Raw genomic sequence first — 23,029 nt, 5'->3', positions numbered from 1 at the left:
TCGTCCTGAGCCAGGATCAAACTCTCCAGCTAATCCCTCTAAAACTTCCTTACCTTGCCTCGCTGTCCACTTTTCAAGGTCCCTCAAAAATCTATTTATCAGGAGCTCTTTTATAATATCAAATCTTTTTGCTGTTGTCAAGTCTTTTGTTTCTCTTGTAAGTTCAAGCGACGAAATATAATATACCATGTTTTTTTATCACTCTCAAGCAAAAAATATTGTCATTTTGCCAGTTTATCTGATAATATTCTCTAATTAACTCTTAAATGCTTAAGAATGCTAAATAGTTCTTCTTTTTTCGCATGAAATGAACAGAAGATAATATAAAAAGAGCCTGTAAAAGGCTCTTATCTTTTTGAAAATTGTGGCGCTTTTCTTGCTTTTTTGAGGCCATATTTTCTTCTTTCTTTCATTCTTGGATCTCTTGTCAGGAAGCCAGCTTTCTTTAAAATCGGTCTTAACTCAGCATCTGCTTTTACCAATGCTCTTGCTATACCATGCCTTATAGCACCTGCCTGACCAGAAAGACCTCCTCCTGAAACTTTGACGTATACATCAAATTTATCTATTGTTTCAGTTAAAATAAGCGGCTGCTTCACAGTGTACCTTAAAGTCTCAAGAGGAAAATACTCGTCTAACGACTTGTTGTTTATAATTATATTACCTTTACCAGGCATAAGTCTTACCCTGGCTACAGCTTCCTTCCTTCTCCCAGTTCCATAGTATTGAATTGTAGCCATAAATCTGCCTCCTTTCATTATATATCCAGCTTTTCGGGCTTTTGTGCTTGATGTTTGTGCTCAGGCCCTCTATAGACTTTAAGTCTCTTTATCATCCTTCTGCCTAACCTATTTTTAGGCAACATGCCTTTAACAGCATGGTATATTACAAATTCAGGTTTTGTCTGCATCAGTTTTTTGTATTGGATCTGTTTGAGTCCACCTGGATAACCTGTATAATACTTATAATATTTGTCTTCTAATTTATTACCTGTCAATACTACTTTATCAGCATTGATGACCACGACAAAGTCTCCTGTATCCACATGAGGAGTGTATGTGGGCTTATGTTTGCCCATCAAGATTTTAGCAATCTGGGTTGCTAATCTACCCAATACTTTCCCTTCTGCATCTATAACAAACCATTTTCTTTCCACATCACTGGGTTTAGCCATGTAGGATTTCATTTTTATCTACAACCTCCTTAATTATGCTCGCAATTTCGCATACTAATATTTTAATTCACAGTGTATCAACTGTCAATAGAGGATTCTGATAAGGTATAAACCTTGTGGAGGGGCTGTTATACCAGCCTTTGTTCTGTCTTTCGATTCTATAATGGCAGGAATATCTCCTACCTTTATTTTCCCAAGCCCTACATATACGAGCGTTCCTACTATTATTCTTACCATATTGTACAAAAAACCATTTGCCTCTATTTCTATTTTTATTATTTCGCCATTTTTTTCTACAGTCAAATCATAGATAGTCTTTATAGGATTAACTTTTTTTGTCCCAGAAGCTTTAAAAGCAGAAAAGTCATGAGTTCCCTTCAAAAAAAGACTCGCCTTTTTCATCGCTTCAACATCCAAGGGATACGGCACATGCCAGCAGTAATTCCTCATTGTAGGCATTGGAAATTGTCTGTTTAATATCAAATACCTGTACCTTTTACTCCTCGCACTGTAACGGGCGTGAAACGATTTATCCACTTCTTGAGCCTTGACTATAACTACATCCTCTGGCAACACTGCATTTAGGGCATAGGGGAGTTTTTCTGGTGGAATCTTTGTCTTAGTCTTAAAATTAGCAACCTGATACAGGGCATGAACCCCTGTGTCAGTTCTACTACTCCCTATCAACTTTACCTTTTCTCCTGTAACCTTTTCTATGGCCTTTTCTACTACTTCTTGGACAGTTATGGCATTTTTTTGATACTGCCAACCATGGTAATTAGTTCCATCATATTCAATGACAAGCATTATGTTCTTCATATTACCACGCCCAACTTCTATTCCAAACGATCAATACTACAACCAGGCTCGTTATGATGAAAGCAACATAGTCTCTTTTGTGAATCTCTAATTTTTTCATTCGGGTTCTGTTAAATCCCCCTCTATAACACCTGGATTCCATGGCGATTGCAAGTTCATCTGCTCTCCTAAAAGCACTGATGAAAAGTGGAACCAAAAGCGGTACCAGTCCCTTTGCTCTTTTGATTATGTTACCACTCTCAAAGTCTGCTCCCCTCGCCATCTGCGCTTTCATTATTTTTTCTGCTTCTTCAATGAGGGTAGGTATAAATCTCAAGGCTATGGTCATCATCATAGCAAGCTCATGGGCCGGCACTCCGATTTTACTAAAAGGCTTTAAAATATGTTCCAACCCATCTGTAAGAGAAATGGGAGAGGTTGTCAATGTAAGCAGTGAAGTCCCTATTATCAAGAAAATAAGCCTCAGACCCATAAATACAGCAAATTTTAACCCTGCACTAGTAATCTTCAAAGGGCCTAAAGTATAAAGAACTGTACCCCCAGGAGTAAAAAACATGTTTAAGCTCACCGTAAGTAAAAGTATCACAATTACAGGCCTTAAGCTTTTAAGAACATAAGAAAATGGTATTTTAGAAATCTCAATTATAAGCCACAAGTAAAGCATCGCAAAAATATAACCAGAAAATTTGTTTATGAAAAAGATGGCTATTATAAATATAAATGTAACTATGATTTTTACCCTAGGGTCTAATTTGTGAATTGCCGAATCACCAGGAATATATTGGCCAATAGTTATATTCTTAAACATTTTTTGTCCCCCTGAGATAGCGAAGGATATATTCTTTTGCCTCCTCAATCGTCAAAACATCTGGCGGTATTGGTACCCCACGCTTCCTAAGTTCCCTTGCCAAAGAAGTAATTTGAGGAACCGAAAGCCCAATTCTTTCCAATCTCTCAGCTTCCCTGAAAACCTCTCTAGGAGTTCCTATGAGCTCAATTTTACCTTTGTTCATCACTATTATTTTATCTGCGATTCGTGCTATATCTTCCATGCTATGAGATACTAAAATTGTTATCATCCTATATTTGTCATGGATCTCTTTTATTTTATTTAAAATCTCCTGTTTCCCCCTAGGGTCTAAACCGGCTGTAGGTTCGTCAAGTATCAAAATTCTGGGCCTCATTGCAAGAATCCCTGCAATCGCTACTCGCCTTTTTTGACCGCCAGATAATTCAAAAGGTGATTTATTTGCCAATTCTCTGCTTATTCCAACTATTTCCATTGCCTCGTATACTCTCTCTTTTATTTCTTCTTCGCTAAGTCCCAAATTAGAAGGACCAAAGGCTATATCTTTAAACACGGTCTCTTCAAAAAGCTGATATTCTGGATACTGAAAAACCAATCCCACTTGCTTCCTTATATCCTTCAAATTCACCTTTTTATCAGTGATATCTATGCCATTTATATAAATCTTTCCCCTGCTAGGTTTTAAAAGTCCATTTAACTGCTGAATTAATGTGGATTTTCCGGAACCAGTGTGACCAATAATTCCTACAAATTCCTCGTCTTCTATTTCAAAATTTACGTCTTCCAATGCTATCGTAGCATATGGAGTTCCTTCATTGTATATGAAACTTACATTTTCTACTTTTATCGGCATATGAACTCCACCATTTCTTCAATGGTCAAAATATCAGAAGGAATATTTATTCCTTCTTTTTTTAGTTGATGAGCCAATTCCGTAACTTGCGGAACGTCAAGCCCTATCTTTTTGAGAAATTCCACCTCTTTAAAAACCTCTCTTGGTGTTCCATCTAAAACTACTCTTCCATCATCCATCACTATTACTCTATCCGCATCTACAACTTCTTCCATAAAATGAGTTATAAGTATAACTGTAATCCCTTCCTCTTTATTGAGCTTTTTGATGGTAGAGATTACTTCTTTCCTCCCAATTGGATCTAACATAGCAGTAGGTTCGTCTAGAACTATGCATTCCGGCTTCATGGCAATAATTCCCGCAATGGCTACCCTCTGCTTTTGACCACCTGAAAGCATATGGGGAGGAAAATCTTTGTATTCCCACATACCTACAGCCTTTAAAGCATATTCCACTCTTTTTCTTATCTCTTCTGGAGGTATTCCCAGGTTCTCTGGCCCAAAAGCCACATCCTCTTCCACTATTGCTGCAACTATTTGATTGTCTGGATTCTGAAACACCAATCCCGCCGTTTGCCTTATATCCCAAAGATATTTCGCATCCTTAGTATCCATATTCTTGACATAAACATTGCCTTTCGTCGGCAAAAGAAGTGCATTAAAGTGTTTCGCTAAAGTAGATTTTCCAGAACCATTATGACCGATTATACCAATAAACTGTCCCTTCTCAAATTGCAAATTTATATCCTTGAGCACTGGCGGAGACTTGCTTTCTCCTTCTGAATAGCAAAAAGACACGTTTTGAGTGCGAATTATGAAAGCCATTTAAAGCACCTTCTTTGCCAAAAAATAGGGATTAAGTTGTGGAGACAAACTTAACCCCTGCCCAATACTTAAACTAATTCAATGACTGCAAGCGGTGCTCCATCTCCTCTTCTAGGACCTAACTTGAAAATACGGGTGTATCCTCCATTTCTCTCTTTATATCTTGGGGCAATATCATCAAAAAGCTTTTTTACTACGCTTTCGTCTAATATATAAGCTAACGCCTGTCTCCTTGCATGCAGATCTCCTCTTTTCCCAAGAGTAATCATTTTTTCTGCAATTTTGCGTACTTCTTTTGCTCTTGCTTCTGTAGTAGTTATCCGTTCATATCTCAAGAAATCTGTAACTAGATTTCTTAGCATGGCTCTTCTGTGGTCCGATGGACGCCCCAATTTCCTATAGCTCATCTCAAACCCTCCTTCACTCGTCAGAATTCTTGAGGCTAAGGCCAAGTGCCGCAAGTTTTTGTTTGACCTCTTCTAAAGATTTTTTGCCAAGATTTCTTATCTTCATCATTTCTTCTTCTGTCTTCTGAGTCAGCTCCTGTACCGTATTTATTCCAGCTCTTTTGAGACAGTTATATGACCTCACTGAAAGGTCCAGTTCTTCTATAGTCATATCGAGCGGTTTTTCTACTCTTCTTTCCTGCTTTTCTACAAATACGTCAGGGCTTTTATACTCTCCAGTAAATGAGATAAATTTCTGGAAATATTTTATCAATATATCTGCAGCCATGCTTACAGCTTCTTTGGGAGTAATTGTGCCATTTGTCCACACTTCCAATGTCAATTTGTCATAATCTGTAACATGTCCTACTCGAGTATCTTCTACTGTGTAGTTTACTTTTCTAATAGGAGTAAATATGGAATCCACAGGGATTACTCCTATAGGCTGGTTTGGTTCCTTGTTTTTTTCAGCAGGCACATATCCCTTTCCTTTAACAAATACGATCTCCATGTGTATTTTCCCATCATCACTTAACGTCGCTATGTGATGGTCTGGATTTAAAATCTCTAATTCAGGTCCCCCTTTTATGTGACCTGCTGTAACCTCTCCCTTTCCTTCTACATCTATCCTTCCTATAACTGGCTCGTCAGAATGAAGTTTTACTGCGATTTCTTTTAAGTTTAATATGATCTCAACTACATCTTCCTTCACACCTGGCAGAGTAGAAAATTCGTGGAGTACCCCATCGATCTTGACAGACTTAGGAGCAGCGCCTGGAATAGAGGATAAAAGAACTCTCCTAAGAGAATTCCCCAGCGTTATACCATATCCTCTTTCCAGGGGCTCTACCACAAATTTACCGTACCTGCCGTCTTCTGATTGCTCTACAATTTCTATTTTAGGCTCTATTATTTCAAACACTCTATAAACCCTCCCTTTGCACTTTTATGAGGGTAACCAGAAGCAATTACTTAGAATAAAGCTCAACAATAAGGTGTTCTTGTACAGGCAAATCTATATGCTCTCTTCTTGGCATTGAAATTACTCTTCCTTCAAATGCATCCCTGTTAAGCTCCAGCCAATCGGGTACATTTCTACCCATCTCAAGATTGTTCTTTATAAGCTCCATAGACCGGCTGCTCTCTTTTATAGATATGACATCGCCGGGCTTTACTAAATACGATGGTATATCTACTTTCTTTCCATTTACCTCAATATGCCCATGGCTAACTAGCTGCCTTGCCTGAGCACGAGACACAGCAAAGCCCAGCCTATATACTACATTATCAAGCCTTCTTTCTAAAAGCTGCAACAAATTCTCACCAGTTATTCCTTTCATTCTTTCAGCTTTTTCATAATACCTTACAAACTGTTCCTCTAAAATTCCGTAATATCTTTTTAACTTCTGCTTCTCTCTCAACTGCATCGCATACTGGGTCAACTTTTTCTTCTCCTGACCGTGCTGTCCAGGTGCAAAGTTTCTCTTTACAAGTGGACATTTATCTGTATAACATTTTTCTCCTTTTAGATATAATTTTACCCCTTCTCTTCTGCAAAGCCTGCAGCTTGGCCCCAAGTATCTTCCCATAATCACACCTCCTTATACTCTTCTCCTCTTTGGTGGTCTGCAACCATTGTGAGGTATTGGAGTTACATCTTTTATAAGGCTTACCTCAAGTCCCGCCGCCTGAAGTGCCCTTATTGCAGCTTCTCGCCCTGCTCCTGGCCCCTTCACATACACATCTACTGTTCTCATTCCTTGATCCATTGCCGCTTTTGCAGCAGATTCTGCGGCCATCTGAGCAGCAAATGGAGTAGACTTTCTTGAGCCTTTAAATCCGACTGTACCCGCACTAGCCCATGCAATTGTATTTCCTGCCGGGTCAGTTATTGTTACAATCGTATTATTAAAGGTAGAATGAATGTGAGCGATACCTCTTTCTACATGCTTTTTTTCACGCCTTCTTCCGGCTCTTTTTACTCGCTTGGCCATCTTTTCCCCTCCTTAAAGAAAGTTACTTCTTCTTCGCAACAGTTTTTCTCGGACCTTTTCTCGTTCTGGCATTGGTTCTGGTCCTTTGCCCTCTCACAGGCAAGCCAAGTTTATGTCTTATACCTCTGTAACAACCAATGTCTATCAATCTTTTTATGTTCATAGCTACTTCTTTTCTCAGGTCACCTTCTACTTTGTACTCTTTCTCTATAATCTCTCTCAACTTTGAAACCTCATCCTCTGTCAGATCCCTTACTCTCGTATCAGGATTTACTCCTGCTTTAGCCAGTATCTCCTTTGAACGAGAGCGGCCTATACCGTATATATAGGTAAGAGCAATCTCAACTCTTTTATCTCTTGGCAAGTCAACACCGGCAATCCTCGCCATCTTAACACCTCCTAGCCTTGTTTTTGCTTGTGTTTAGGATTTTCACAAATTACCATTACTCTTCCTTTTCTCTTTATGATTTTACATTTTTCGCACATCTTTTTAACAGACGGTCTAACCTTCATCCTAAGCAACCTCCTTTTCTTACTTTCCGCGCCATACAATTCTACCACGCGTTAGGTCATAAGGGGATAATTCTACTTTTACTCTGTCTCCTGGTAGGATTCTTATAAAATTCATTCTAAGCTTGCCTGAAACATGAGCTAATACTTTGTGTCCATTATCTAATTGTACTTGAAACATGGCATTCGGTAAAGCTTCAATAACTGTCCCCTCAACTTCAATAACATCATCTTTTGCCAAGGATATCCATTCCTCCTTACCGCCTCAGGATTTATAAGGCTCTAACAACTTCCTAATTTCTTCATTTGTTAATGTTTCACCTTTTTTGAGTTTTTCTCTTACTTCATTGATTATCTCGTTGTATTTCTGCAAATGTTTATATTTCTTTTTCTTGGGTTTTTCGATCTTTCTGAGGTCCCCGTCAGCAATTAAAACGTGCTGTTCATCTACTTTTCCTACCACAACAAACACTCGTCCTTTGTCCCGACCAGCTTTACTCCTCACTATCTGGCCAAGTTCTAAATCGTCCATTAATCTCTTCACCTCTTACAAAATGGTCAGTATCTCCGGCTCTCCTTCTGTAATTACAATCGTGTTTTCATAATGAGCCGAAAGACTGCCATCCACTGTTACGACTGTCCAGTTGTCTTCTAAAGTCCTAACAGAGTAATGACCTGCATTCACCATTGGCTCTATGGCAAGGGTCATACCTCGCTTAAGCCTTGGTCCCCTACCTGGCGGGCCAAAATTAGGAATTTGAGGGTCTTCATGCATTTTTCTTCCTATGCCATGTCCTACATAATCTCTTACCACAGAAAAACCATGACTTTCGACATATACCTGGATCGCATGAGAAATATCTGTCAACCTATTACCCTCTTTAGCGTACTTTATTCCCTCAAAAAAGCTGTTCTTTGTAACTTCAATAAGCCTCTTTGCTTCATCAGATATTTCTCCTACAGGGAAAGTCCTCGCAGCGTCTGCATTATAACCTTTGTAATTTGCTCCCAAGTCTATACTTATAATATCGCCTTCTTTAAGCCTTCTTAAACTAGGTATCCCATGAACTACTTCATCATTCACAGATGCACAAATGCTGGCAGGAAAACCATAAAGACCTTTAAAGGCAGGAATGCATCCATTTTTTATTATAAACTCTTCTGCAATTCTATCAAGTTCCAGAGTAGTAACACCTGGCTTTATAGCTTTTTCCAAAACCTCAAAAAGGTTAGCTATCACTTTCCCAGCTACTCTCATGAGTTCAATTTCTTTTTCAGATTTAATGTATATCATCTCTCCTATCTCCTAACAAGGCCTTTTTTATGTCTTCAAACACCTCGTCAATCGATCTATTCCCGTCAATGTTTAGTAAAATCCCTTTTTTCGTATAGTAATCAATCAAGGGTTTTGTCTCCTTTTCATACACCTCTAACCTTTTTACCACAGATTCTAACTTGTCGTCCGACCTCTGAATAAGTTCACTGCCACACCTATCACATATATTATCTACCTTTGGAGGAGAAGTCTTTACGTGATAGGTAGCTCCACATACAGGGCATACTCTTCTCCCCGTTATTCTTTCTATCAACTCTTCCCTGTTTACTTGGATGTTTAAAACGGCAGTCAGAGGTTCTCCTATCTCTTCAAGGAACTTATCCAACTCCTCTGCCTGGGGTATATTGCGTGGGTATCCGTCCAATAAAAATCCTTTTCTGCAATCCTCCCTCTTAAGCCTGTCTTCTACTATTCTATTTGTTACTTCATCGGGGACCAAAATTCCTTTATCCATATATTCTTTTGCTAATCGTCCTAATTCTGTATTATCCTTTAAATTTTGTCTAAATATATCACCCGTAGATATATGAGGAATGTCAAACTCCTTAGCAATCTTTAGCGCCTGGGTCCCTTTTCCTGCGCCTGGGGGTCCCAAAAGCACTATCCTCATAATTTCTCCCCCTTTACTTCAAGAATCCCTGATAGTTTCTCATAATCAAGTGTCCTTCTATCTGCTTCATTGTATCTAAAGCTACACCAACGGCTATTAACAAAGCTGTTCCCCCAAAGTAAAGCTGCAACCCCGTTGCATTCATCAAAACAACAGGCATAGTAGCTATAAACGCCAAGAAAAGCCCTCCTACAAATACCATCCTGTTCAAAACTTTAGTAAGATAATCTGTGGTGGGTTTGCCAGGCCTTATACCTGGAATAAAACCTCCATATTTTTTTAGATTATCAGAGACATCTTGAGGATTGAATATAACTGCAGTGTAGAAATAAGTGAAGCCTATTATCAAAAATACATCTAAAAGGTTGTATATGAGCCCGCTTGTGCTCAGCCACCTCTGAACAAAATTGTAGAAAGAAGAGTGAGGGAAAAACGTCGCTAACTGCTGTGGAAACTGTAACAAAGATATAGCAAATATTATAGGTATAACCCCTGCCATGTTTACTCTTATTGGAATGTGAGTGCTTTGTCCACCATATACTCTCCTGCCTACAACTCTTTTAGCGTATTGAACCGGTATTCTTCTCTGCCCTTCTGTAGCAAGAATTATAAGCACAATCATGATAAGCTCTGCCAATAAAAATGCAATAGCACCGAATATATTGGCTGTGCCCGCCTTTATATATTCATGGGTTAAATATATCATGTTAGGAATTCTTGAAATTATCCCTGCAAAAATTATCAAAGAACTACCATTTCCCAGCCCATTTTCCGTAATCCTTTCTCCTAACCACATCAAGAAAGTAGTACCAGCTGTAAGAGTTATGACAATTACCGTCAATCTAAAAAAGGTAGGATTTATAACCGCACTTTTTAAGCCAATAGTCATTCCTATAGCCTGTATCAAAGCAAGTACAACCGTCAAATAACGTGTGTATTGTGCAATCTTCTTTCTGCCTTCTTCTCCTTCCTTCGCCAGTTGTTCTATCGAAGGAATAGCAATTGTCAAAAGTTGCATTATAATGGATGCGTTTATATAGGGGATTATGCTCATGGCAAAAATTGTAAAATTACGGAAAGCACCACCAGAAATTATGTCAAAAAAACCAAACAACTGTCCCTGCCCCAAAATATTTGCAATTTGCTTCGGATCTATCCCTGGCACAGGAATGTGCGACCCTAATCTAAATATAACCAGCATCCCCAAGGTATAGAGTATTCGCCTTCTTATATCATCAACTTTCCACGCATTTACAAGGGTTTGAAACACTCTATATCACCTCTGCCTTTCCCCCAACGGCTTGTATCTTCTCCAAAGCGCTTTGACTGAATTTATGGGCCTTTACAGTAAACTTTTTAGTAAGTTCCCCATCCCCTAAAATTTTGACTCCATCCTTTACATCTTTAATTATCCCATTATCTATCAAAACCTCGGGAGTAATCTCTGCTCCATCTTCAAACCTCTCTTCCAATGTCCCGACATTCACTATAGCATACTCTTTCTTGAATATATTGGTAAAACCTCTCTTGGGTATTCTCCTTGTAAGGGGCATTTGTCCGCCTTCAAATCCCGGTCGCACCCCACCCCCGCTTCTCGCATTCTGTCCTTTATGACCTCTCCCAGAAGTTTTACCGTGACCAGAGCCTATTCCTCTTCCAACTCTCTTTTTCTTTTTCGTGGAACCTTCAGCTGGTTTTAAATCGTGTAGTCTCATTTTGCCACCTCCCAATAATAGATTGCTTATTCAAATAATTGATGCACAGGAATTCCTCTTAGCCTTGCTACTTCTTCAGCTGTTTTAAGCCTTTTCAACCCCTCTATAGTAGCATAAACCATGTTGGTGGCATTGGAAGAACCCAGAGATTTACTGAGAACATCTCTAATACCGGCAGACTCTAGTACCGCTCTTACAGGGCCTCCTGCAATGACCCCTGTACCTTCCCTTGCCGGCTTTAATAAAACCTTACCCGCACCAAACTCGCCTATTACCTCATGAGGAATTGTAGTACCTACAACAGGAACCTTTATCAAGTGCTTTTTAGCATCTTCAATGGCTTTTCTTATAGCATCAGGAATTTCGGCTGCTTTTCCTCTTCCTACTCCTACATAGCCCTTGTCCGGGTCTCCAACTACAACAGTTACGCTGAATCTAAAGTTTTTACCACCTTTCACAACTTTTGAAACACGGTTTATGCTTACCACTCTTTCTTTTAAATTTAGCTTTGTCCAGTCAACCCGAGCCATTCATTTCCCTCCTTGTTAGAAATTTAGACCTGCTTGTCGCGCAGCATCGGCTAGTTCCTTTATAACGCCATGATAAAGATAGCCGCCTCTGTCAAATACCACATCTTTTATCCCTTTTTCTAAGGCTCTCTTAGCAATTAGCTCTCCAACCAGCTTAGCTGACTGCTTATTTGCGCCTTTGGCAACATCTTTAAGTTCTGGGTCTAAAGTTGACGCTGAAACCAGCGTATGGCCTTTTGTATCATCAATGATTTGGGCATATATGTGCTTTAAACTCTTGTAAACATTCAATCGCGGTCTTTCAGGCGTTCCAAAAACCTTTTTCCTAACTCTTAAATGACGTTTTTTTCTAAGTTCATTCCTGCTCGGCTTTATAATCATTCTCTCACCCCTTATTTCTTACCAGTTTTACCTTCTTTTAGTCTGACAACTTCTCCAACATATCTTATGCCTTTGCCTTGATATGCATCGGGCTCTCTTACTCTCCTTATGTTAGCAGCTATCTGACCTACTCTTTCTTTGTCGGCACCTCTTACTATAATCCTGTTATTACCCTCCACGACTATTTCAATTCCAGGCTCTTCTTCTATTTCAACAGGATGAGAATATCCAACGTTTAAAACCAACTTCTTGCCTTGCTTTGAGGCACGATATCCAACCCCAACGATCTCCAGCGCTTTTTCAAAACCTTCCGTAACTCCTTTTACCATATTGGCTATTATAGCTCTCGTGGTGCCGTGCATTGCTTTTTCCTCTTTTTCATCGCTTTTTCTAGTTACAATTATTTCTCCATCTTTTACCTCTATATTTACAATAGGTGGAAATTTTTTCTCGAGAGTGCCTTTAACACCTTTTACAGTTACTACATTATCTGGACTTACCTTGACTTCTACTCCTTTTGGTATCGGTATTGGTAATCTGCCAATTCTAGACACCTGTCACACCTCCTACCTCTTCGTTTAAAATCACCATACGTAGCAGATAACTTCTCCTCCAAGCCCTTCTTTCCTCGCTTCTTTATCCGTCATTATCCCCTTTGAAGTTGATATTATAGCTATTCCCAGACCACCTAAAACTCTAGGCAATTCATCGTGCTTTGCGTATACCCTAAGACCGGGTTTGCTTATCCTCTTAAGTCCTGATATAACTCTTTCTTTGTTAGGACCATATTTTAGAGTAATCTTCAAAATTCCACCTTTCCCATCATCTATTTCTTCCACTGCCTTGACAAATCCCTCTTTTAAAAGGATCATAGCAATTGCTTTCTTCATCTTCGATGAGGGAATTTCTACTGTTTCATGTCTTGCCATGTTCGCATTTCTTATCCTTGTAAGCATATCAGCAATAGGATCTGTCATAACCATTTTCTATTACCTCCCCTCTATTACCAGCTAGCTTTTTTGACACCAGGGATAAGTCCCTGATGGGCATATTTTCTGAAGCAGAGACGGCACATGCCAAATTTTCTTAGGTATCCACGAGACCTGCCACATATTTTGCAGCGATTGTATTCTCTGGTTTTATATTTTTGAGGTTTTTGCTGTTTTACAACTAATGCCTTCCTCGCCATTTATCGCTACCCTCCTTTTATTTTGCAAATGGCATACCCAAAAGCTCTAAAAGCGCCTTCGCTTCTTCGTCAGTTTTAGCAGTAGTGACAATTATTATATCCATTCCTCTTACTTTATCAATCTTGTCATAATCAATTTCTGGGAAAATTAGCTGTTCCCTAACTCCTAATGCGTAATTCCCTCTCCCATCAAAAGAATCAGGTGAAACTCCCTTAAAGTCCCTGACGCGAGGTAAAGCTATATTGAAAAGTTTATCTAAAAACTCGTACATTCTCTCTCTTCTTAAGGTAACTTTCACACCAATAGGCATGCCCTTTCTTATTTTGAAGTTAGATATAGACTTTTTAGCTCTAGTAACAACTGGTTTCTGGCCCGATATCATCATAAGGTCGTTCATAGCAGCTTCTAATGCTTTCGGATTTTCTTTGGCTTCGCCGACACCTATGTTTATTACTACTTTTTCTAATTTTGGTACCTGCATTATATTTTTGTAGCCGAACTTTTCCATCAACGCTGGAACGACCTCTTTTTCGTACTTCTCTCTCAACCTAGACATAACGCGCCTCCTTCCTCAAGTAAATTATAGGGTCTCACCGCACCTCTTACAGTAACGAATTTTTTCACCATTTTCTAGTATTTTTACGCCATATCTTACTCCTCTTCCGCAGTTTTCGCAGTAAAGCATGACTTTTGAGCTGTGTATAGGAGCCTCCTGATGGATGATTCCACCAGGCTTCTGCGGGCTTGTCGCTTTTCTATGCTTGGTTACCACATTTACGCCTTCAACAATGACTTTCCCCTCTTTAGGAAAAGCCTGCAGTACTCTGCCTTTTTTGCCCTTATCTTTACCGGATATCACTACAACCATGTCACCTTTTTTGACATGCAACTTATTCTGTGCCATTTTCAACCCTCCTCACAGCACTTCAGGAGCCAAAGAAATGATCTTCATGAAATCTTTGTCTCTCAATTCCCTTGCCACTGGTCCAAAAATACGAGTCCCTCTTGGCTGCTTATCATCTCTTATTATAACAGCAGCATTGTCGTCAAACCTTATATAGGTGCCATCTTTTCTGGCAATCCCTTTTTTAGTACGCACAATCACCGCTTTTACAACTTCTCCTTTTTTTACAACCCCACCGGGTGTTGCACTCTTTACAGAAGCGACTATTATATCTCCAACATTAGAATACTTTCTATTTGAACCGCCTAATAAGCGAATGCACATTATCTCTTTTGCGCCGGTATTATCAGCAACTTTTAACCGTGTTTGAGGGCGAATCATCGTAATTACCTCCCTTCAAATTTAATCCGCTTTCTTTATGATTTCAACTAATCTCCACCTTTTTTCCTTACTAAGAGGCCTCGTTTCCATTATCTTTACAACATCCCCTACATTGCAGATGTTATTTTCATCGTGAACTTTGTATTTTTTAGTCCTTTTAACGATTTTACCATAAAGAGGATGTCTAAATTTATCTTCCACCGCCACTACTATGGTTTTCTGCATTTTATTGCTGACTACTGTACCAATTCTTACTTTTCTCTGTCCCCTTTCCAAGTGAAACCCTCCCTTCTATCTCTTAATCCCAAGTTCCCTTTCTCTTAATATTGTTTTAATCCTTGCGATCGTCTTTCTAACATCTCTTATCCTCATAGGATTGTCAAGCTGACCCGTCGCAAGTTGGAATCTCAAGTTAAAAAGTTCCGCCTTGAGCTCTGACAACTTCTGTTGCAATTCTTCATTTGAAAGTTCCCTTATTTCCTTAGCTTTCATTGCTTTCACCACCCGATTCTTCGCGTTTTAAAAACTTTGTCTTGATGGGGAGTTTATGCATGGCTAATCGCAAGGCTTCCTTTGCAACATCTTCAGAAACTCCACCTATCTCAAAAAGGACTCTCCCCGGTTTTACAACAGCTACCCAAAATTCCGGAGAACCCTTACCAGAACCCATACGTGTCTCTGCTGGCTTCTTTGTCACAGGCTTATCCGGGAAAATTTTAATCCAAACCTTTCCTCCTCTTTTAATATACCTGGTCATTGCAACTCTCGCAGCCTCTATCTGAGTGGCGGTAATCCATCCAGGTTCTAAAGCTTGAAGCCCATATTCTCCATAGGTCAGAGTATTTCCGCGAGTAGCATTACCTTTTATTCTGCCGCGTTGCTGCTTTCTGTATTTTACTCTTTTGGGCATTAACATTGTTTTACTTACCTCCTTCCGCTGTTACCTGCTTTTTAGGCTGTGGCAGTATCTCTCCTTTATTTATCCATACTTTAACACCTATTTTACCGTAAGTAGTATTCGCCTCTGCAAAACCATAATCTATGTCTGCCCTTAAAGTTTGAAGTGGCACTACTCCTTCATGATACCTCTCTGTTCTCGCAATTTCTGCGCCAGCAAGCCTTCCAGAACATGCAATCTTAATGCCTTTTGCTCCAAGCTTCATAGCTCTTGCTATAGCTTGTTTCATAGCCCTCCTGTAAGAAATTCTCTTTTCAATCTGAGCAGCAATATTTTCTGCTACAAGTTGCGCACTAAGTTCAGGGGTTTTAACTTCTATTATGTTTAAAATCACGGTCTTACCTGTCATTTTCTCCAGTTCTTCTCTTAGCCTATCTACCCCTGTACCGCCTTTTCCTATCACCATTCCAGGCTTTGCTGCATGTATGTCTATTTTTATCCTGTTAGAAGCCCTTTCAATAATTATCTGCGGAATACCCGCTGCATACAGTTTTTCTTTTATATAATTCCTTATTTTTATATCTTCTACCAAAATATTTGGAAAATCTTTGTCTTTGGCGTACCATTTAGCAAGCCAATCTTTTGTAACTCCGACTCTAAGTCCATAAGGGTGTACCTTTTGTCCCACGCATATCCCTCCTTACTCTTCCTTTTCCTTAACGACTATGGTAATATGACTGGTTCTTCTCCTCATTATATCCGCTCTTCCCATAGCCCTCGGTAAGACTCTCTTCATAACTGGTCCTTCATCTGCCACAGCCTTAGCAACGTACAAACTATCTCGATTCATGTTATGATTATTCTCTGCATTAGCAATCGCTGATTTGAGAACTTTCTCCACTATTTTAGAAGCCTTTTTAGGCGTAAATTTCAAAATAGCTAGCGCCTCATCTACATGTTTCCCACGAATAAGGTTTAAAACCAACCTTGCTTTGCGAGGCGAAATCCGCACATATCTGGCTATCGCTCTTGCTTCCACGGTATCTCCTCCTTTCGCCCTATTTTACCTTCGTAGTCTTTTCAGAACCCGCATGACCACGGAAGGTACGCGTTGGTGCAAATTCACCTAATTTATGTCCTACCATGGCTTCCGTTATATAAACAGGAACATGCTTCCTACCATCGTGCACTGCTATAGTATGGCCCACCATTTCAGGTATAATTGTTGAATCTCTGGACCACGTTTTAATCACCTTTTTTTCGTTCTTCTTGTTCATCTCAATTATCTTTTTTAAAAGTTTAGGATCTACGAAAGGACCTTTTTTTACCGATCTGCTCAAGGCACTAACCTCCTTTCAGCTATTTGCGCCTTTTTATTATGAATTTATCGGAAGCTTTCCCTTTCTTCCTTGTCTTGTAACCCAATGCCGGTTTACCCCAGGGTGTTAATGGACCTGGATGCCCGATAGGAGCCTTTCCTTCACCACCACCATGAGGATGATCCACTGGATTCATCGCTGAACCTCTTACTGCCGGCCTTCTCCCCAGCCATCTAGACCTTCCTGCTTTACCTATCTTGATGTTCTCATGGTCTATATTTGAAACCTGTCCGATTGTAGCACGGCAGTTCGCGTTTATAAGCCTTATTTCACCGGAAGGCATCCTTATATGAACATAGTCGCCCTCTTTTGCCATAAGCTGCGCAGCAGCCCCTGCCGCTCTTACCAACTGTCCACCTTTCCCGGGTATAAGCTCTATATTATGGACTATTGTACCGACAGGAATGTTTCTTAAGGGCAATGCGTTGCCCACCTTTATATCTACATTTTCTCCTGATTCGATCACATCTCCAACTTTTAATCCATGAGGCGCTATTATATATCTTTTCTCACCATCTGCATAGTGAATAAGAGCAATAAAAGCAGTTCTATTTGGATCGTATTCAATAGCAGCTACTTTGCCCGGAATACCATCTTTATCCCTTTTGAAATCTATTATTCTGTATCTCCTTTTATGGCCGCCTCCTCTATGCCTTACGGTAATTCTTCCATACACATTTCTACCCGCTTTTTTCTTCAAAGGCGCCAACAAGGATTTCTCTGGTTCTTTTTTTGTAACCTCTTCAAACGTCAAAACCGTCATTTGACGGCGGCCTGGAGATGTGGGTTTATACGCCTTAATTCCCATTTTCTTCCCTCCTTCAAGGTAAATTACTGTAATCCTTCGAAGAACTCTATTCCTTTACTGTCTGGCGTAAGTTTTACTATAGCTTTTTTGTAGGATTCGGTCCTACCTTCGTATTTACCCATTCTTTTGGGCTTACCCTTATAATTCATTGTGTACACTTTTTCAACCTTAACACCAAATATTTCTTCAACCGCCTTTTTGATTTCGATTTTGTTAGCTCTCTTGTCTACAATAAAGGTATATTTTCTATCCCCCATCAAACCCATACTTTTTTCTGTTATCACAGGTCGAATTATTATATCACGGGCTTCCATCTTAAGCAAACACCTCCTCCACTATAGCTACAGCGTCTTTTGTTATGATGAACTTTTCGTATTTTAAAATATCGTAAGTGTTAAGAAGATTAGCATACATAGCCTTTGCATTTGGAAGATTCCTTGTAGATAACTCTACATTCTTTTCACCCTGAGGAACAACAATAAGAGCACTCTTCGCATTAAAATTCTTCAAGAGTTCTGCTACTTTCTTTGTCTTTGGCTGCTCTAACTTAAGTTCATCCAAAACAATAATCTCATTGTCCTTTACCTTAGAAGAAAGGGCTGATTTCAGAGCCAATCTTTTAACTTTTTTCGGCAATTTATAGCCATAATCTCTTGGCTTAGGCCCAAAAACCACTCCACCCTTTATCCACTGAGGCGCTCTTATACTTCCCTGTCGAGCTCTACCTGTTCCCTTTTGCCTCCAAGGTTTTCTGCCACCGCCTCTTACTTCTCCTCTTGTCTTAGTGGAGTGGGTACCTTGTCTCTGATTCGCCAGATAATTGACAACTGCTTGATGCATGACAGCCATATTTACTGGAACGCCAAAGACTGAGTCCTTTAGCTCTATCTCCCCTACTTGTTCCCCATTGACGTTGTACACTGGTACTTTCGGCATTCTTCTTCCTCCTTTCCTCACTTGCTCTTTACTGAATCCCTTATAATGAGCAAGGAACCCTTTGGCCCTGGCACTGAACCTTTTATGACTAAAAGATTAAGTTCGGGATCTACTTTAACAACTTCTAAATTTTTTATTGTAACTCTTTCTCCTCCCATGCGTCCAGGCATTTTTTTGCCCTTTAAAGTCCTACCAGGATCTGTAGTAGCACCCATCGAACCTACTCTCCTGTGGTATTTAGAACCGTGAGACATAGGACCTCTTCTGGCACCATATCTTTTTATCACGCCTGCAAATCCTTTACCCTTTGAAATGCCTGTAACATCTACTCTATCTCCTGGTTTAAATATATCTACCTTTATCTCTGTCCCAACCTCATAACCGCTTATATCATCTAATCTAAACTCTCTTAAATACTTTTTAGGAGCAACTCCTGCTTTCTTAAAATGACCTAAAAGAGGTTTATTAACTCTTTTCTCACTGATATCTCCAAATCCCACTTGAATAGCATTGTAGCCATCTTTGTCTTCTGTTTTTTTCTGAACCACTACACAAGGTCCAGCTTCAATTACTGTAACAGGAATGACCTCTCCTTTTTCATCAAAAATCTGCGTCATCCCATGTTTTCTACCTAAGATACCTTTTTTCATTTCTCACACCTCCTGAAATCAGCGGACGCAACTGCGTCATAATTTCGTTTTTATAATTTTATTTCAATATCTACACCTGATGGTAAATCTAGCTTCATAAGAGCATCTACTGTTTTGGGAGTCGGATTTAAAATATCTATAAGCCTTTTATGAGTCTTTATTTCAAACTGTTCTCTTGAATCTTTGTACTTATGAGGTGCTCTTAAAATGGTTATTACTTCTCTTTTTGTAGGCAATGGAATAGGACCAGAAACTTCTGCTCCCGTCCTTTTTGCCGTTTCAACTATTTTCTGAGCTGATTGATCTAAAATCGCATGGTCAAACGCCTTTAAGCGTATGCGAATTTTTTGCTTGGGCATGATTTTCCCTCCTCACTCATCAAATCCTACTGACCTTTACATATATACACATATCCAGGTGTTTTATTGTCAAAAAAAAATCTACCTCATAAATCAGCTTTATTATTTTATCCCAATTCCTGCGCCATTGCAAGACTTGACATGTTAATGTTTTTGTGCTAATAGCGAAGCGCTATTAGCACAAAAACATGGTTACTCAATTATAGCAGACACTACACCAGCGCCAACTGTCCTTCCGCCTTCTCTTATAGCAAACTTAAGTCCTTCTTCCAACGCTATCGGTGTTATTAACTCTACCTTCAATGTCACGTGGTCACCTGGCATTACCATCTCTACTCCCTCTGGCAGCTGTATCGTCCCTGTCACGTCTGTTGTCCTGAAGTAAAACTGCGGCCTGTATCCGTTGAAAAATGGCGTGTGCCTTCCTCCCTCTTCCTTCGTCAGTACGTATACCTGTGCCTCAAATTTCGTGTGCGGCTTTATCGTCCCTGGCTTCGCTAATACCTGCCCTCTCTCTACCTCGTCCCTCTGTACTCCTCTTAACAATACTCCTATGTTGTCTCCTGCTTGCGCCTCGTCTAATGTCTTCCTGAACATCTCTACACCTGTTACTACCGTCTTCCTTGACTCTGTCGTCAATCCTATTATCTCTACTTCGTCCCCTACTTTCACTTTCCCTCTCTCTACTCTACCTGTTGCAACTGTCCCTCTACCAGTTATCGTAAATACATCCTCTACCGGCATCAAGAACGGCTTGTCTACATCCCTCTGTGGTGTCGGAATGTATTCATCTACTATGTCCATTAACTCCCATATCTTACCGCACCACTGACACTCCCTCTTACCGCATCCACACTCTAATGCCTTCAACGCTGACCCTACTACTATCGGCGTGTCATCCCCAGGAAAATCATACTGGTTCAGTAAATCCCTTACCTCCATCTCTACTAACTCGATAAGTTCTGGATCATCTACCATGTCTGCCTTGTTTAAAAATACTACTATATATGGCACTCCTACCTGCCTCGCTAACAGTATGTGCTCCCTCGTCTGTGGCATCGGACCATCTGCCGCTGATACTACCAGTATCGCTCCGTCCATCTGTGCTGCACCTGTTATCATGTTCTTTACGTAGTCTGCGTGCCCCGGACAGTCTACGTGCGCATAGTGCCTCTTCGCTGTCTCATACTCTACGTGCGTCGTGTTTATTGTTATCCCCCTTGCCTTCTCCTCTGGCGCCTTGTCTATCTCGTCATACCCCTTCGCCTGTGCTAAACCTGCTTTCGAAAGTATTAATGTTATCGCCGCTGTTAATGTCGTCTTACCATGGTCTACGTGCCCTATCGTACCTATGTTTACGTGCGGCTTCGTCCTCTCAAATTTCTGCTTTGCCATCCTCTCTTCCTCCTTTTTTAGTTTATTTTTATTTTTTACTGATTTATTTTTTTACTGATAGGATTTGCTCAGCAATGTTTTTAGGCACTTCTTCATAATGGTGGAACTGCATAGTATAAGTTCCTCTACCTTGTGTCTTTGACCTCAAATCAGTAGCATATCCAAACATTTCAGCCAAAGGTACCAACGCTCTTATAACCCTGGCTCCAGACCTCGTTTCCATGCCTTCCACTTTTCCACGCCTTGCATTTAAATCCCCAATGACGTCACCCATGTATTCTTCAGGAACCACTACTTCTACTTTCATTATAGGCTCTAAGAGCACAGGGTCAGCCTTTTTCATACCTTCCCTGAAAGCTATAGAACCTGCTATTTTGAAAGCCATATCCGAAGAGTCAACTTCGTGGTAAGAACCATCGACCAACGCCACTTTAACGTCAATTACAGGGTAACCTCCCAACACACCGTTTTGCATAGCCTCTTGTATACCCGCATCAACAGCAGGGATAAATTCCTTGGGAATAACGCCACCGACAATTTTGTTCTCAAATATATAACCCTCTCCTCTTGGAGCAGGCTCCATTTCAAGCCATACATGACCGTACTGACCGCGGCCACCCGACTGCCTTATAAATTTTCCTTCTACTCTTACAGGCTTTGTTATAGTTTCCTTATATGCAACTTGCGGTTTACCCACGTTACATTCTACATTGAATTCTCTTCTCAACCTATCTACTATTATCTCAAGGTGAAGTTCTCCCATCCCGGCTATTATAGTCTGCCCCGTCTCCTGATCAGTATAGGTCTTAAAAGTTGGGTCTTCTTCAGAAAGCTTTGCTAAGGCTATGCTCATCTTTTCCTGAGCTGCTTTTGTTTTCGGTTCAATTGCTACAGAAATAACTGGCTCAGGAAAATCCATTGACTCTAAAAGTATCGGATGATTCTCATCACAAAGGGTATCTCCAGTAGTAGTATCTTTAAGTCCAACTGCAGCAGCAATATCTCCTGTATACACAGCGTCAATCTCTTCCCTGTGATTCGCATGCATCCTTAAGATTCTGCCTATTCTTTCTTTCTTACCCTTTGTAGAATTTAAAACATAGGACCCAGCTTTCAAGGTACCTGAATATACTCTAAAAAAAGCCAGCTTACCTACATATGGATCTGCCATGATCTTAAACGCAAGAGCTGAGAAAGGCTCGTTGTCATCCGGTTTCCTCTCAAGCTCTTCACCACCATCTAGTGACATACCCTTAACAGGCGGCAAATCAAGAGGAGATGGTAAATAATTCACAATAGCATCCAAAAGAGGCTGTACTCCCTTATTTTTATAAGAAGATCCACAAACCACAGGCACAAGTTCTCCATTTATCGTGCCCTTTCTCAAAGCCGCGTGAATTTCTTCTTCTGTTATTTCTTCCCCTTCCAAATACTTTTCCATAATAGCCTCATCGACTTCAGCAATTGCTTCTAACAATTTTTCTCTATATTCTTCTGCAAGAGGTTTTAAATCTTCTGGTATTTCTGTCTCATCCATGACAGTTCCCAAATCATCCTCATAAATTATGGCTTCCATTTTTATAAGGTCTACGATTCCTCGGAAAGTATCTTCTTTCCCTATAGGAATTTGAATAGCCACAGGGTTTGCACCCAGTCTATCCCTTATCATATCAATTACATTGAAAAAGTCAGCACCTATGACATCCATCTTGTTTACATAGGCTATTCTGGGCACATGATACTTATCTGCCTGCCTCCACACAGTCTCAGACTGGGGCTCAACGCCCTCTTTTGCAGAAAAAACCGCAACCGCCCCATCCAGTATCCTTAAAGACCTCTCTACTTCCACAGTAAAGTCCACGTGCCCCGGCGTATCTATTATGTTAATTTTATGACCTTTCCAGTAACAGGTAGTCGCTGCAGAGGTTATGGTTATACCTCTCTCCTGCTCTTGTACCATCCAGTCCATGGTAGCGGTCCCTTCGTGGACTTCACCTAATTTATGAGTCTTCCCTGTATAAAAAAGGATTCGCTCGGTAGTAGTGGTTTTTCCTGCATCTATATGTGCCATTATACCAATGTTTCTAACCTTATCTAAGCTGAAATCCCTTGGCATTTTCTATCCTCCT

Annotated in this window: 40 protein-coding genes; all 40 read right to left on the bottom strand. The window is 40.1% G+C overall.

Going from position 1 to position 23,029, the window contains the following annotated elements; genetic code table 11:
• Positions 1–189 (bottom strand): hypothetical protein (locus tag ACPLVE_RS03805; protein WP_424609966.1); only part of this gene is annotated, 189 nt, incomplete at its 3' end.
• A 158-nt stretch (positions 190–347) separates the two neighbouring features.
• Positions 348–740 carry a 30S ribosomal protein S9 gene (rpsI, locus tag ACPLVE_RS03800; protein ID WP_424609964.1) on the bottom strand — a complete coding sequence of 131 codons (393 nt, stop codon included), beginning with the start codon at positions 738–740 and terminating at the stop codon, positions 348–350.
• A gap of 17 nt (positions 741–757) precedes the next feature.
• Positions 758–1,186: a 50S ribosomal protein L13 gene (rplM, locus tag ACPLVE_RS03795; RefSeq protein WP_424609962.1), complete on the bottom strand. Its 429-nt coding sequence runs from the start codon at positions 1,184–1,186 to the stop codon at positions 758–760.
• A 72-nt stretch (positions 1,187–1,258) separates the two neighbouring features.
• Positions 1,259–1,993: a tRNA pseudouridine(38-40) synthase TruA gene (truA, locus tag ACPLVE_RS03790; RefSeq protein ID WP_424609960.1), complete on the bottom strand. Its 735-nt coding sequence runs from the start codon at positions 1,991–1,993 to the stop codon at positions 1,259–1,261.
• 1 nt (position 1,994) lies between these two features.
• The gene (locus ACPLVE_RS03785; RefSeq protein WP_424609958.1) at positions 1,995–2,801 is read right to left on the bottom strand and encodes an energy-coupling factor transporter transmembrane component T family protein; all 807 of its coding nucleotides are present in this window, start codon (positions 2,799–2,801) and stop codon (positions 1,995–1,997) included.
• Positions 2,794–3,654 (bottom strand): energy-coupling factor transporter ATPase, encoded by an 861-nt coding sequence (locus ACPLVE_RS03780; protein ID WP_424609957.1) that lies wholly within the window; start codon positions 3,652–3,654, stop codon positions 2,794–2,796. The genes ACPLVE_RS03785 and ACPLVE_RS03780 overlap by 8 nt, the downstream gene beginning before the upstream one ends.
• Complete coding sequence (locus ACPLVE_RS03775) at positions 3,645–4,478, bottom strand: energy-coupling factor transporter ATPase (protein WP_424609955.1); 834 nt, start codon at positions 4,476–4,478, stop codon at positions 3,645–3,647. Before ACPLVE_RS03775 ends, ACPLVE_RS03780 begins: the two co-directional genes overlap by 10 nt.
• 68 nt (positions 4,479–4,546) lie before the next feature.
• On the bottom strand, positions 4,547–4,885 hold the full coding sequence (gene rplQ, locus ACPLVE_RS03770) for a 50S ribosomal protein L17 (protein ID WP_424609953.1): 339 nt from the start codon (positions 4,883–4,885) through the stop codon (positions 4,547–4,549).
• 13 nt (positions 4,886–4,898) lie between these two features.
• On the bottom strand, positions 4,899–5,846 hold the full coding sequence (locus ACPLVE_RS03765) for a DNA-directed RNA polymerase subunit alpha (protein WP_424609951.1): 948 nt from the start codon (positions 5,844–5,846) through the stop codon (positions 4,899–4,901).
• 46 nt (positions 5,847–5,892) lie between these two features.
• Positions 5,893–6,513, bottom strand: coding sequence for a 30S ribosomal protein S4 (rpsD, locus tag ACPLVE_RS03760; RefSeq protein WP_424609949.1), 621 nt, complete (start codon positions 6,511–6,513; stop codon positions 5,893–5,895).
• A gap of 12 nt (positions 6,514–6,525) precedes the next feature.
• Positions 6,526–6,918, bottom strand: a complete 393-nt coding sequence (gene rpsK / locus ACPLVE_RS03755) for a 30S ribosomal protein S11 (protein WP_424609947.1) — start codon at positions 6,916–6,918, stop codon at positions 6,526–6,528.
• Between the two features lie 22 nt (positions 6,919–6,940).
• Complete coding sequence (gene rpsM / locus ACPLVE_RS03750) at positions 6,941–7,306, bottom strand: 30S ribosomal protein S13 (protein ID WP_424609945.1); 366 nt, start codon at positions 7,304–7,306, stop codon at positions 6,941–6,943.
• Between the two features lie 11 nt (positions 7,307–7,317).
• Entirely contained in the window at positions 7,318–7,431 is a 114-nt protein-coding gene (rpmJ, locus tag ACPLVE_RS03745) for a 50S ribosomal protein L36 (RefSeq protein ID WP_011026314.1), read from the bottom strand.
• Positions 7,432–7,450: 19 nt separating this feature from the next.
• The gene (gene infA / locus ACPLVE_RS03740) at positions 7,451–7,669 is read right to left on the bottom strand and encodes a translation initiation factor IF-1 (RefSeq protein ID WP_011026315.1); all 219 of its coding nucleotides are present in this window, start codon (positions 7,667–7,669) and stop codon (positions 7,451–7,453) included.
• A 24-nt stretch (positions 7,670–7,693) separates the two neighbouring features.
• Positions 7,694–7,960: an RNA-binding protein gene (locus tag ACPLVE_RS03735; protein WP_424609976.1), complete on the bottom strand. Its 267-nt coding sequence runs from the start codon at positions 7,958–7,960 to the stop codon at positions 7,694–7,696.
• A gap of 15 nt (positions 7,961–7,975) precedes the next feature.
• Positions 7,976–8,722, bottom strand: coding sequence for a type I methionyl aminopeptidase (gene map / locus ACPLVE_RS03730; RefSeq protein WP_424609942.1), 747 nt, complete (start codon positions 8,720–8,722; stop codon positions 7,976–7,978).
• Positions 8,709–9,374 carry an adenylate kinase gene (locus tag ACPLVE_RS03725; RefSeq protein WP_424609940.1) on the bottom strand — a complete coding sequence of 222 codons (666 nt, stop codon included), beginning with the start codon at positions 9,372–9,374 and terminating at the stop codon, positions 8,709–8,711. Before ACPLVE_RS03725 ends, map begins: the two co-directional genes overlap by 14 nt.
• A gap of 13 nt (positions 9,375–9,387) precedes the next feature.
• Positions 9,388–10,644, bottom strand: coding sequence for a preprotein translocase subunit SecY (gene secY, locus ACPLVE_RS03720; protein WP_424609938.1), 1,257 nt, complete (start codon positions 10,642–10,644; stop codon positions 9,388–9,390).
• 1 nt (position 10,645) lies between these two features.
• Positions 10,646–11,089, bottom strand: a complete 444-nt coding sequence (gene rplO / locus ACPLVE_RS03715) for a 50S ribosomal protein L15 (protein WP_424609936.1) — start codon at positions 11,087–11,089, stop codon at positions 10,646–10,648.
• 26 nt (positions 11,090–11,115) lie between these two features.
• Positions 11,116–11,619: a 30S ribosomal protein S5 gene (gene rpsE, locus ACPLVE_RS03710; RefSeq protein WP_011026321.1), complete on the bottom strand. Its 504-nt coding sequence runs from the start codon at positions 11,617–11,619 to the stop codon at positions 11,116–11,118.
• 15 nt (positions 11,620–11,634) lie between these two features.
• Positions 11,635–12,000 (bottom strand): 50S ribosomal protein L18, encoded by a 366-nt coding sequence (gene rplR / locus ACPLVE_RS03705; protein WP_424609933.1) that lies wholly within the window; start codon positions 11,998–12,000, stop codon positions 11,635–11,637.
• An 11-nt stretch (positions 12,001–12,011) separates the two neighbouring features.
• Entirely contained in the window at positions 12,012–12,554 is a 543-nt protein-coding gene (rplF, locus tag ACPLVE_RS03700; RefSeq protein WP_424609932.1) for a 50S ribosomal protein L6, read from the bottom strand.
• A gap of 30 nt (positions 12,555–12,584) precedes the next feature.
• Positions 12,585–12,983 (bottom strand): 30S ribosomal protein S8, encoded by a 399-nt coding sequence (gene rpsH, locus ACPLVE_RS03695; RefSeq protein WP_424609930.1) that lies wholly within the window; start codon positions 12,981–12,983, stop codon positions 12,585–12,587.
• 20 nt (positions 12,984–13,003) lie between these two features.
• Positions 13,004–13,189 carry a type Z 30S ribosomal protein S14 gene (locus ACPLVE_RS03690; protein WP_424609929.1) on the bottom strand — a complete coding sequence of 62 codons (186 nt, stop codon included), beginning with the start codon at positions 13,187–13,189 and terminating at the stop codon, positions 13,004–13,006.
• 17 nt (positions 13,190–13,206) lie between these two features.
• Positions 13,207–13,746 carry a 50S ribosomal protein L5 gene (rplE, locus tag ACPLVE_RS03685; protein WP_424609927.1) on the bottom strand — a complete coding sequence of 180 codons (540 nt, stop codon included), beginning with the start codon at positions 13,744–13,746 and terminating at the stop codon, positions 13,207–13,209.
• A gap of 24 nt (positions 13,747–13,770) precedes the next feature.
• Complete coding sequence (rplX, locus tag ACPLVE_RS03680; protein ID WP_424609925.1) at positions 13,771–14,094, bottom strand: 50S ribosomal protein L24; 324 nt, start codon at positions 14,092–14,094, stop codon at positions 13,771–13,773.
• A gap of 12 nt (positions 14,095–14,106) precedes the next feature.
• On the bottom strand, positions 14,107–14,475 hold the full coding sequence (gene rplN / locus ACPLVE_RS03675; protein WP_011026328.1) for a 50S ribosomal protein L14: 369 nt from the start codon (positions 14,473–14,475) through the stop codon (positions 14,107–14,109).
• Positions 14,476–14,496: 21 nt separating this feature from the next.
• Complete coding sequence (rpsQ, locus tag ACPLVE_RS03670) at positions 14,497–14,751, bottom strand: 30S ribosomal protein S17 (protein ID WP_424609923.1); 255 nt, start codon at positions 14,749–14,751, stop codon at positions 14,497–14,499.
• 15 nt (positions 14,752–14,766) lie between these two features.
• Positions 14,767–14,967 carry a 50S ribosomal protein L29 gene (rpmC, locus tag ACPLVE_RS03665; protein WP_011026330.1) on the bottom strand — a complete coding sequence of 67 codons (201 nt, stop codon included), beginning with the start codon at positions 14,965–14,967 and terminating at the stop codon, positions 14,767–14,769.
• Positions 14,957–15,391: a 50S ribosomal protein L16 gene (rplP, locus tag ACPLVE_RS03660; protein WP_424609920.1), complete on the bottom strand. Its 435-nt coding sequence runs from the start codon at positions 15,389–15,391 to the stop codon at positions 14,957–14,959. The genes rpmC and rplP overlap by 11 nt, the downstream gene beginning before the upstream one ends.
• A 4-nt stretch (positions 15,392–15,395) precedes the next feature.
• Positions 15,396–16,061, bottom strand: a complete 666-nt coding sequence (gene rpsC, locus ACPLVE_RS03655; RefSeq protein WP_424609919.1) for a 30S ribosomal protein S3 — start codon at positions 16,059–16,061, stop codon at positions 15,396–15,398.
• A 12-nt stretch (positions 16,062–16,073) separates the two neighbouring features.
• The gene (gene rplV / locus ACPLVE_RS03650) at positions 16,074–16,412 is read right to left on the bottom strand and encodes a 50S ribosomal protein L22 (protein ID WP_424609917.1); all 339 of its coding nucleotides are present in this window, start codon (positions 16,410–16,412) and stop codon (positions 16,074–16,076) included.
• A 19-nt stretch (positions 16,413–16,431) separates the two neighbouring features.
• Complete coding sequence (rpsS, locus tag ACPLVE_RS03645) at positions 16,432–16,713, bottom strand: 30S ribosomal protein S19 (RefSeq protein WP_424609915.1); 282 nt, start codon at positions 16,711–16,713, stop codon at positions 16,432–16,434.
• 19 nt (positions 16,714–16,732) lie between these two features.
• Positions 16,733–17,560, bottom strand: a complete 828-nt coding sequence (gene rplB, locus ACPLVE_RS03640) for a 50S ribosomal protein L2 (RefSeq protein WP_424609913.1) — start codon at positions 17,558–17,560, stop codon at positions 16,733–16,735.
• A gap of 23 nt (positions 17,561–17,583) precedes the next feature.
• Entirely contained in the window at positions 17,584–17,874 is a 291-nt protein-coding gene (gene rplW / locus ACPLVE_RS03635; protein ID WP_424609974.1) for a 50S ribosomal protein L23, read from the bottom strand.
• Between the two features lies 1 nt (position 17,875).
• Complete coding sequence (gene rplD / locus ACPLVE_RS03630) at positions 17,876–18,496, bottom strand: 50S ribosomal protein L4 (RefSeq protein ID WP_424609911.1); 621 nt, start codon at positions 18,494–18,496, stop codon at positions 17,876–17,878.
• Positions 18,497–18,513: 17 nt separating this feature from the next.
• A complete protein-coding gene (gene rplC / locus ACPLVE_RS03625) occupies positions 18,514–19,146 on the bottom strand; it encodes a 50S ribosomal protein L3 (protein WP_424609909.1) in 633 nt (210 codons plus the stop codon).
• Between the two features lie 50 nt (positions 19,147–19,196).
• The gene (rpsJ, locus tag ACPLVE_RS03620) at positions 19,197–19,505 is read right to left on the bottom strand and encodes a 30S ribosomal protein S10 (RefSeq protein ID WP_011026339.1); all 309 of its coding nucleotides are present in this window, start codon (positions 19,503–19,505) and stop codon (positions 19,197–19,199) included.
• 192 nt (positions 19,506–19,697) lie between these two features.
• Positions 19,698–20,900 (bottom strand): elongation factor Tu, encoded by a 1,203-nt coding sequence (gene tuf, locus ACPLVE_RS03615; RefSeq protein ID WP_424609883.1) that lies wholly within the window; start codon positions 20,898–20,900, stop codon positions 19,698–19,700.
• A gap of 43 nt (positions 20,901–20,943) precedes the next feature.
• Entirely contained in the window at positions 20,944–23,016 is a 2,073-nt protein-coding gene (gene fusA / locus ACPLVE_RS03610; protein ID WP_424609907.1) for an elongation factor G, read from the bottom strand.
• Between the last annotated feature and the right edge of the window lie 13 nt (positions 23,017–23,029).

The sequence above is a fragment of the Caldanaerobacter sp. genome, from assembly GCF_049701115.1.
In the GTDB taxonomy this organism is placed as follows: Bacteria; Bacillota; Thermoanaerobacteria; order Thermoanaerobacterales; family Thermoanaerobacteraceae; genus Thermoanaerobacter.
This window is presented reverse-complemented; position numbering and strand designations above follow the sequence as displayed.

Coding starts and splice junctions, on each gene's coding strand:
- rpsI (WP_424609964.1), bottom strand. CDS start 740: ATGGCTACAATTCAATACTATGGAACTGGGAGAAGGAAGGAAGCTGTA.
- rplM (WP_424609962.1), bottom strand. CDS start 1,186: ATGAAATCCTACATGGCTAAACCCAGTGATGTGGAAAGAAAATGGTTT.
- truA (WP_424609960.1), bottom strand. CDS start 1,993: ATGAAGAACATAATGCTTGTCATTGAATATGATGGAACTAATTACCAT.
- ACPLVE_RS03785 (WP_424609958.1), bottom strand. CDS start 2,801: ATGTTTAAGAATATAACTATTGGCCAATATATTCCTGGTGATTCGGCA.
- ACPLVE_RS03780 (WP_424609957.1), bottom strand. CDS start 3,654: ATGCCGATAAAAGTAGAAAATGTAAGTTTCATATACAATGAAGGAACT.
- ACPLVE_RS03775 (WP_424609955.1), bottom strand. CDS start 4,478: ATGGCTTTCATAATTCGCACTCAAAACGTGTCTTTTTGCTATTCAGAA.
- rplQ (WP_424609953.1), bottom strand. CDS start 4,885: ATGAGCTATAGGAAATTGGGGCGTCCATCGGACCACAGAAGAGCCATG.
- rpsD (WP_424609949.1), bottom strand. CDS start 6,513: ATGGGAAGATACTTGGGGCCAAGCTGCAGGCTTTGCAGAAGAGAAGGG.
- rpsK (WP_424609947.1), bottom strand. CDS start 6,918: ATGGCCAAGCGAGTAAAAAGAGCCGGAAGAAGGCGTGAAAAAAAGCAT.
- rpsM (WP_424609945.1), bottom strand. CDS start 7,306: ATGGCGAGGATTGCCGGTGTTGACTTGCCAAGAGATAAAAGAGTTGAG.
- rpmJ (WP_011026314.1), bottom strand. CDS start 7,431: ATGAAGGTTAGACCGTCTGTTAAAAAGATGTGCGAAAAATGTAAAATC.
- ACPLVE_RS03735 (WP_424609976.1), bottom strand. CDS start 7,960: ATGGACGATTTAGAACTTGGCCAGATAGTGAGGAGTAAAGCTGGTCGG.
- map (WP_424609942.1), bottom strand. CDS start 8,722: ATGATATACATTAAATCTGAAAAAGAAATTGAACTCATGAGAGTAGCT.
- ACPLVE_RS03725 (WP_424609940.1), bottom strand. CDS start 9,374: ATGAGGATAGTGCTTTTGGGACCCCCAGGCGCAGGAAAAGGGACCCAG.
- rplO (WP_424609936.1), bottom strand. CDS start 11,089: ATGAGACTACACGATTTAAAACCAGCTGAAGGTTCCACGAAAAAGAAA.
- rpsE (WP_011026321.1), bottom strand. CDS start 11,619: ATGGCTCGGGTTGACTGGACAAAGCTAAATTTAAAAGAAAGAGTGGTA.
- rplR (WP_424609933.1), bottom strand. CDS start 12,000: ATGATTATAAAGCCGAGCAGGAATGAACTTAGAAAAAAACGTCATTTA.
- rpsH (WP_424609930.1), bottom strand. CDS start 12,983: ATGGTTATGACAGATCCTATTGCTGATATGCTTACAAGGATAAGAAAT.
- ACPLVE_RS03690 (WP_424609929.1), bottom strand. CDS start 13,189: ATGGCGAGGAAGGCATTAGTTGTAAAACAGCAAAAACCTCAAAAATAT.
- rplE (WP_424609927.1), bottom strand. CDS start 13,746: ATGTCTAGGTTGAGAGAGAAGTACGAAAAAGAGGTCGTTCCAGCGTTG.
- rplX (WP_424609925.1), bottom strand. CDS start 14,094: ATGGCACAGAATAAGTTGCATGTCAAAAAAGGTGACATGGTTGTAGTG.
- rplN (WP_011026328.1), bottom strand. CDS start 14,475: ATGATTCGCCCTCAAACACGGTTAAAAGTTGCTGATAATACCGGCGCA.
- rpmC (WP_011026330.1), bottom strand. CDS start 14,967: ATGAAAGCTAAGGAAATAAGGGAACTTTCAAATGAAGAATTGCAACAG.
- rplP (WP_424609920.1), bottom strand. CDS start 15,391: ATGTTAATGCCCAAAAGAGTAAAATACAGAAAGCAGCAACGCGGCAGA.
- rplB (WP_424609913.1), bottom strand. CDS start 17,560: ATGGGAATTAAGGCGTATAAACCCACATCTCCAGGCCGCCGTCAAATG.
- rplW (WP_424609974.1), bottom strand. CDS start 17,874: ATGGAAGCCCGTGATATAATAATTCGACCTGTGATAACAGAAAAAAGT.
- rplD (WP_424609911.1), bottom strand. CDS start 18,496: ATGCCGAAAGTACCAGTGTACAACGTCAATGGGGAACAAGTAGGGGAG.
- rplC (WP_424609909.1), bottom strand. CDS start 19,146: ATGAAAAAAGGTATCTTAGGTAGAAAACATGGGATGACGCAGATTTTT.
- rpsJ (WP_011026339.1), bottom strand. CDS start 19,505: ATGCCCAAGCAAAAAATTCGCATACGCTTAAAGGCGTTTGACCATGCG.
- tuf (WP_424609883.1), bottom strand. CDS start 20,900: ATGGCAAAGCAGAAATTTGAGAGGACGAAGCCGCACGTAAACATAGGT.
- fusA (WP_424609907.1), bottom strand. CDS start 23,016: ATGCCAAGGGATTTCAGCTTAGATAAGGTTAGAAACATTGGTATAATG.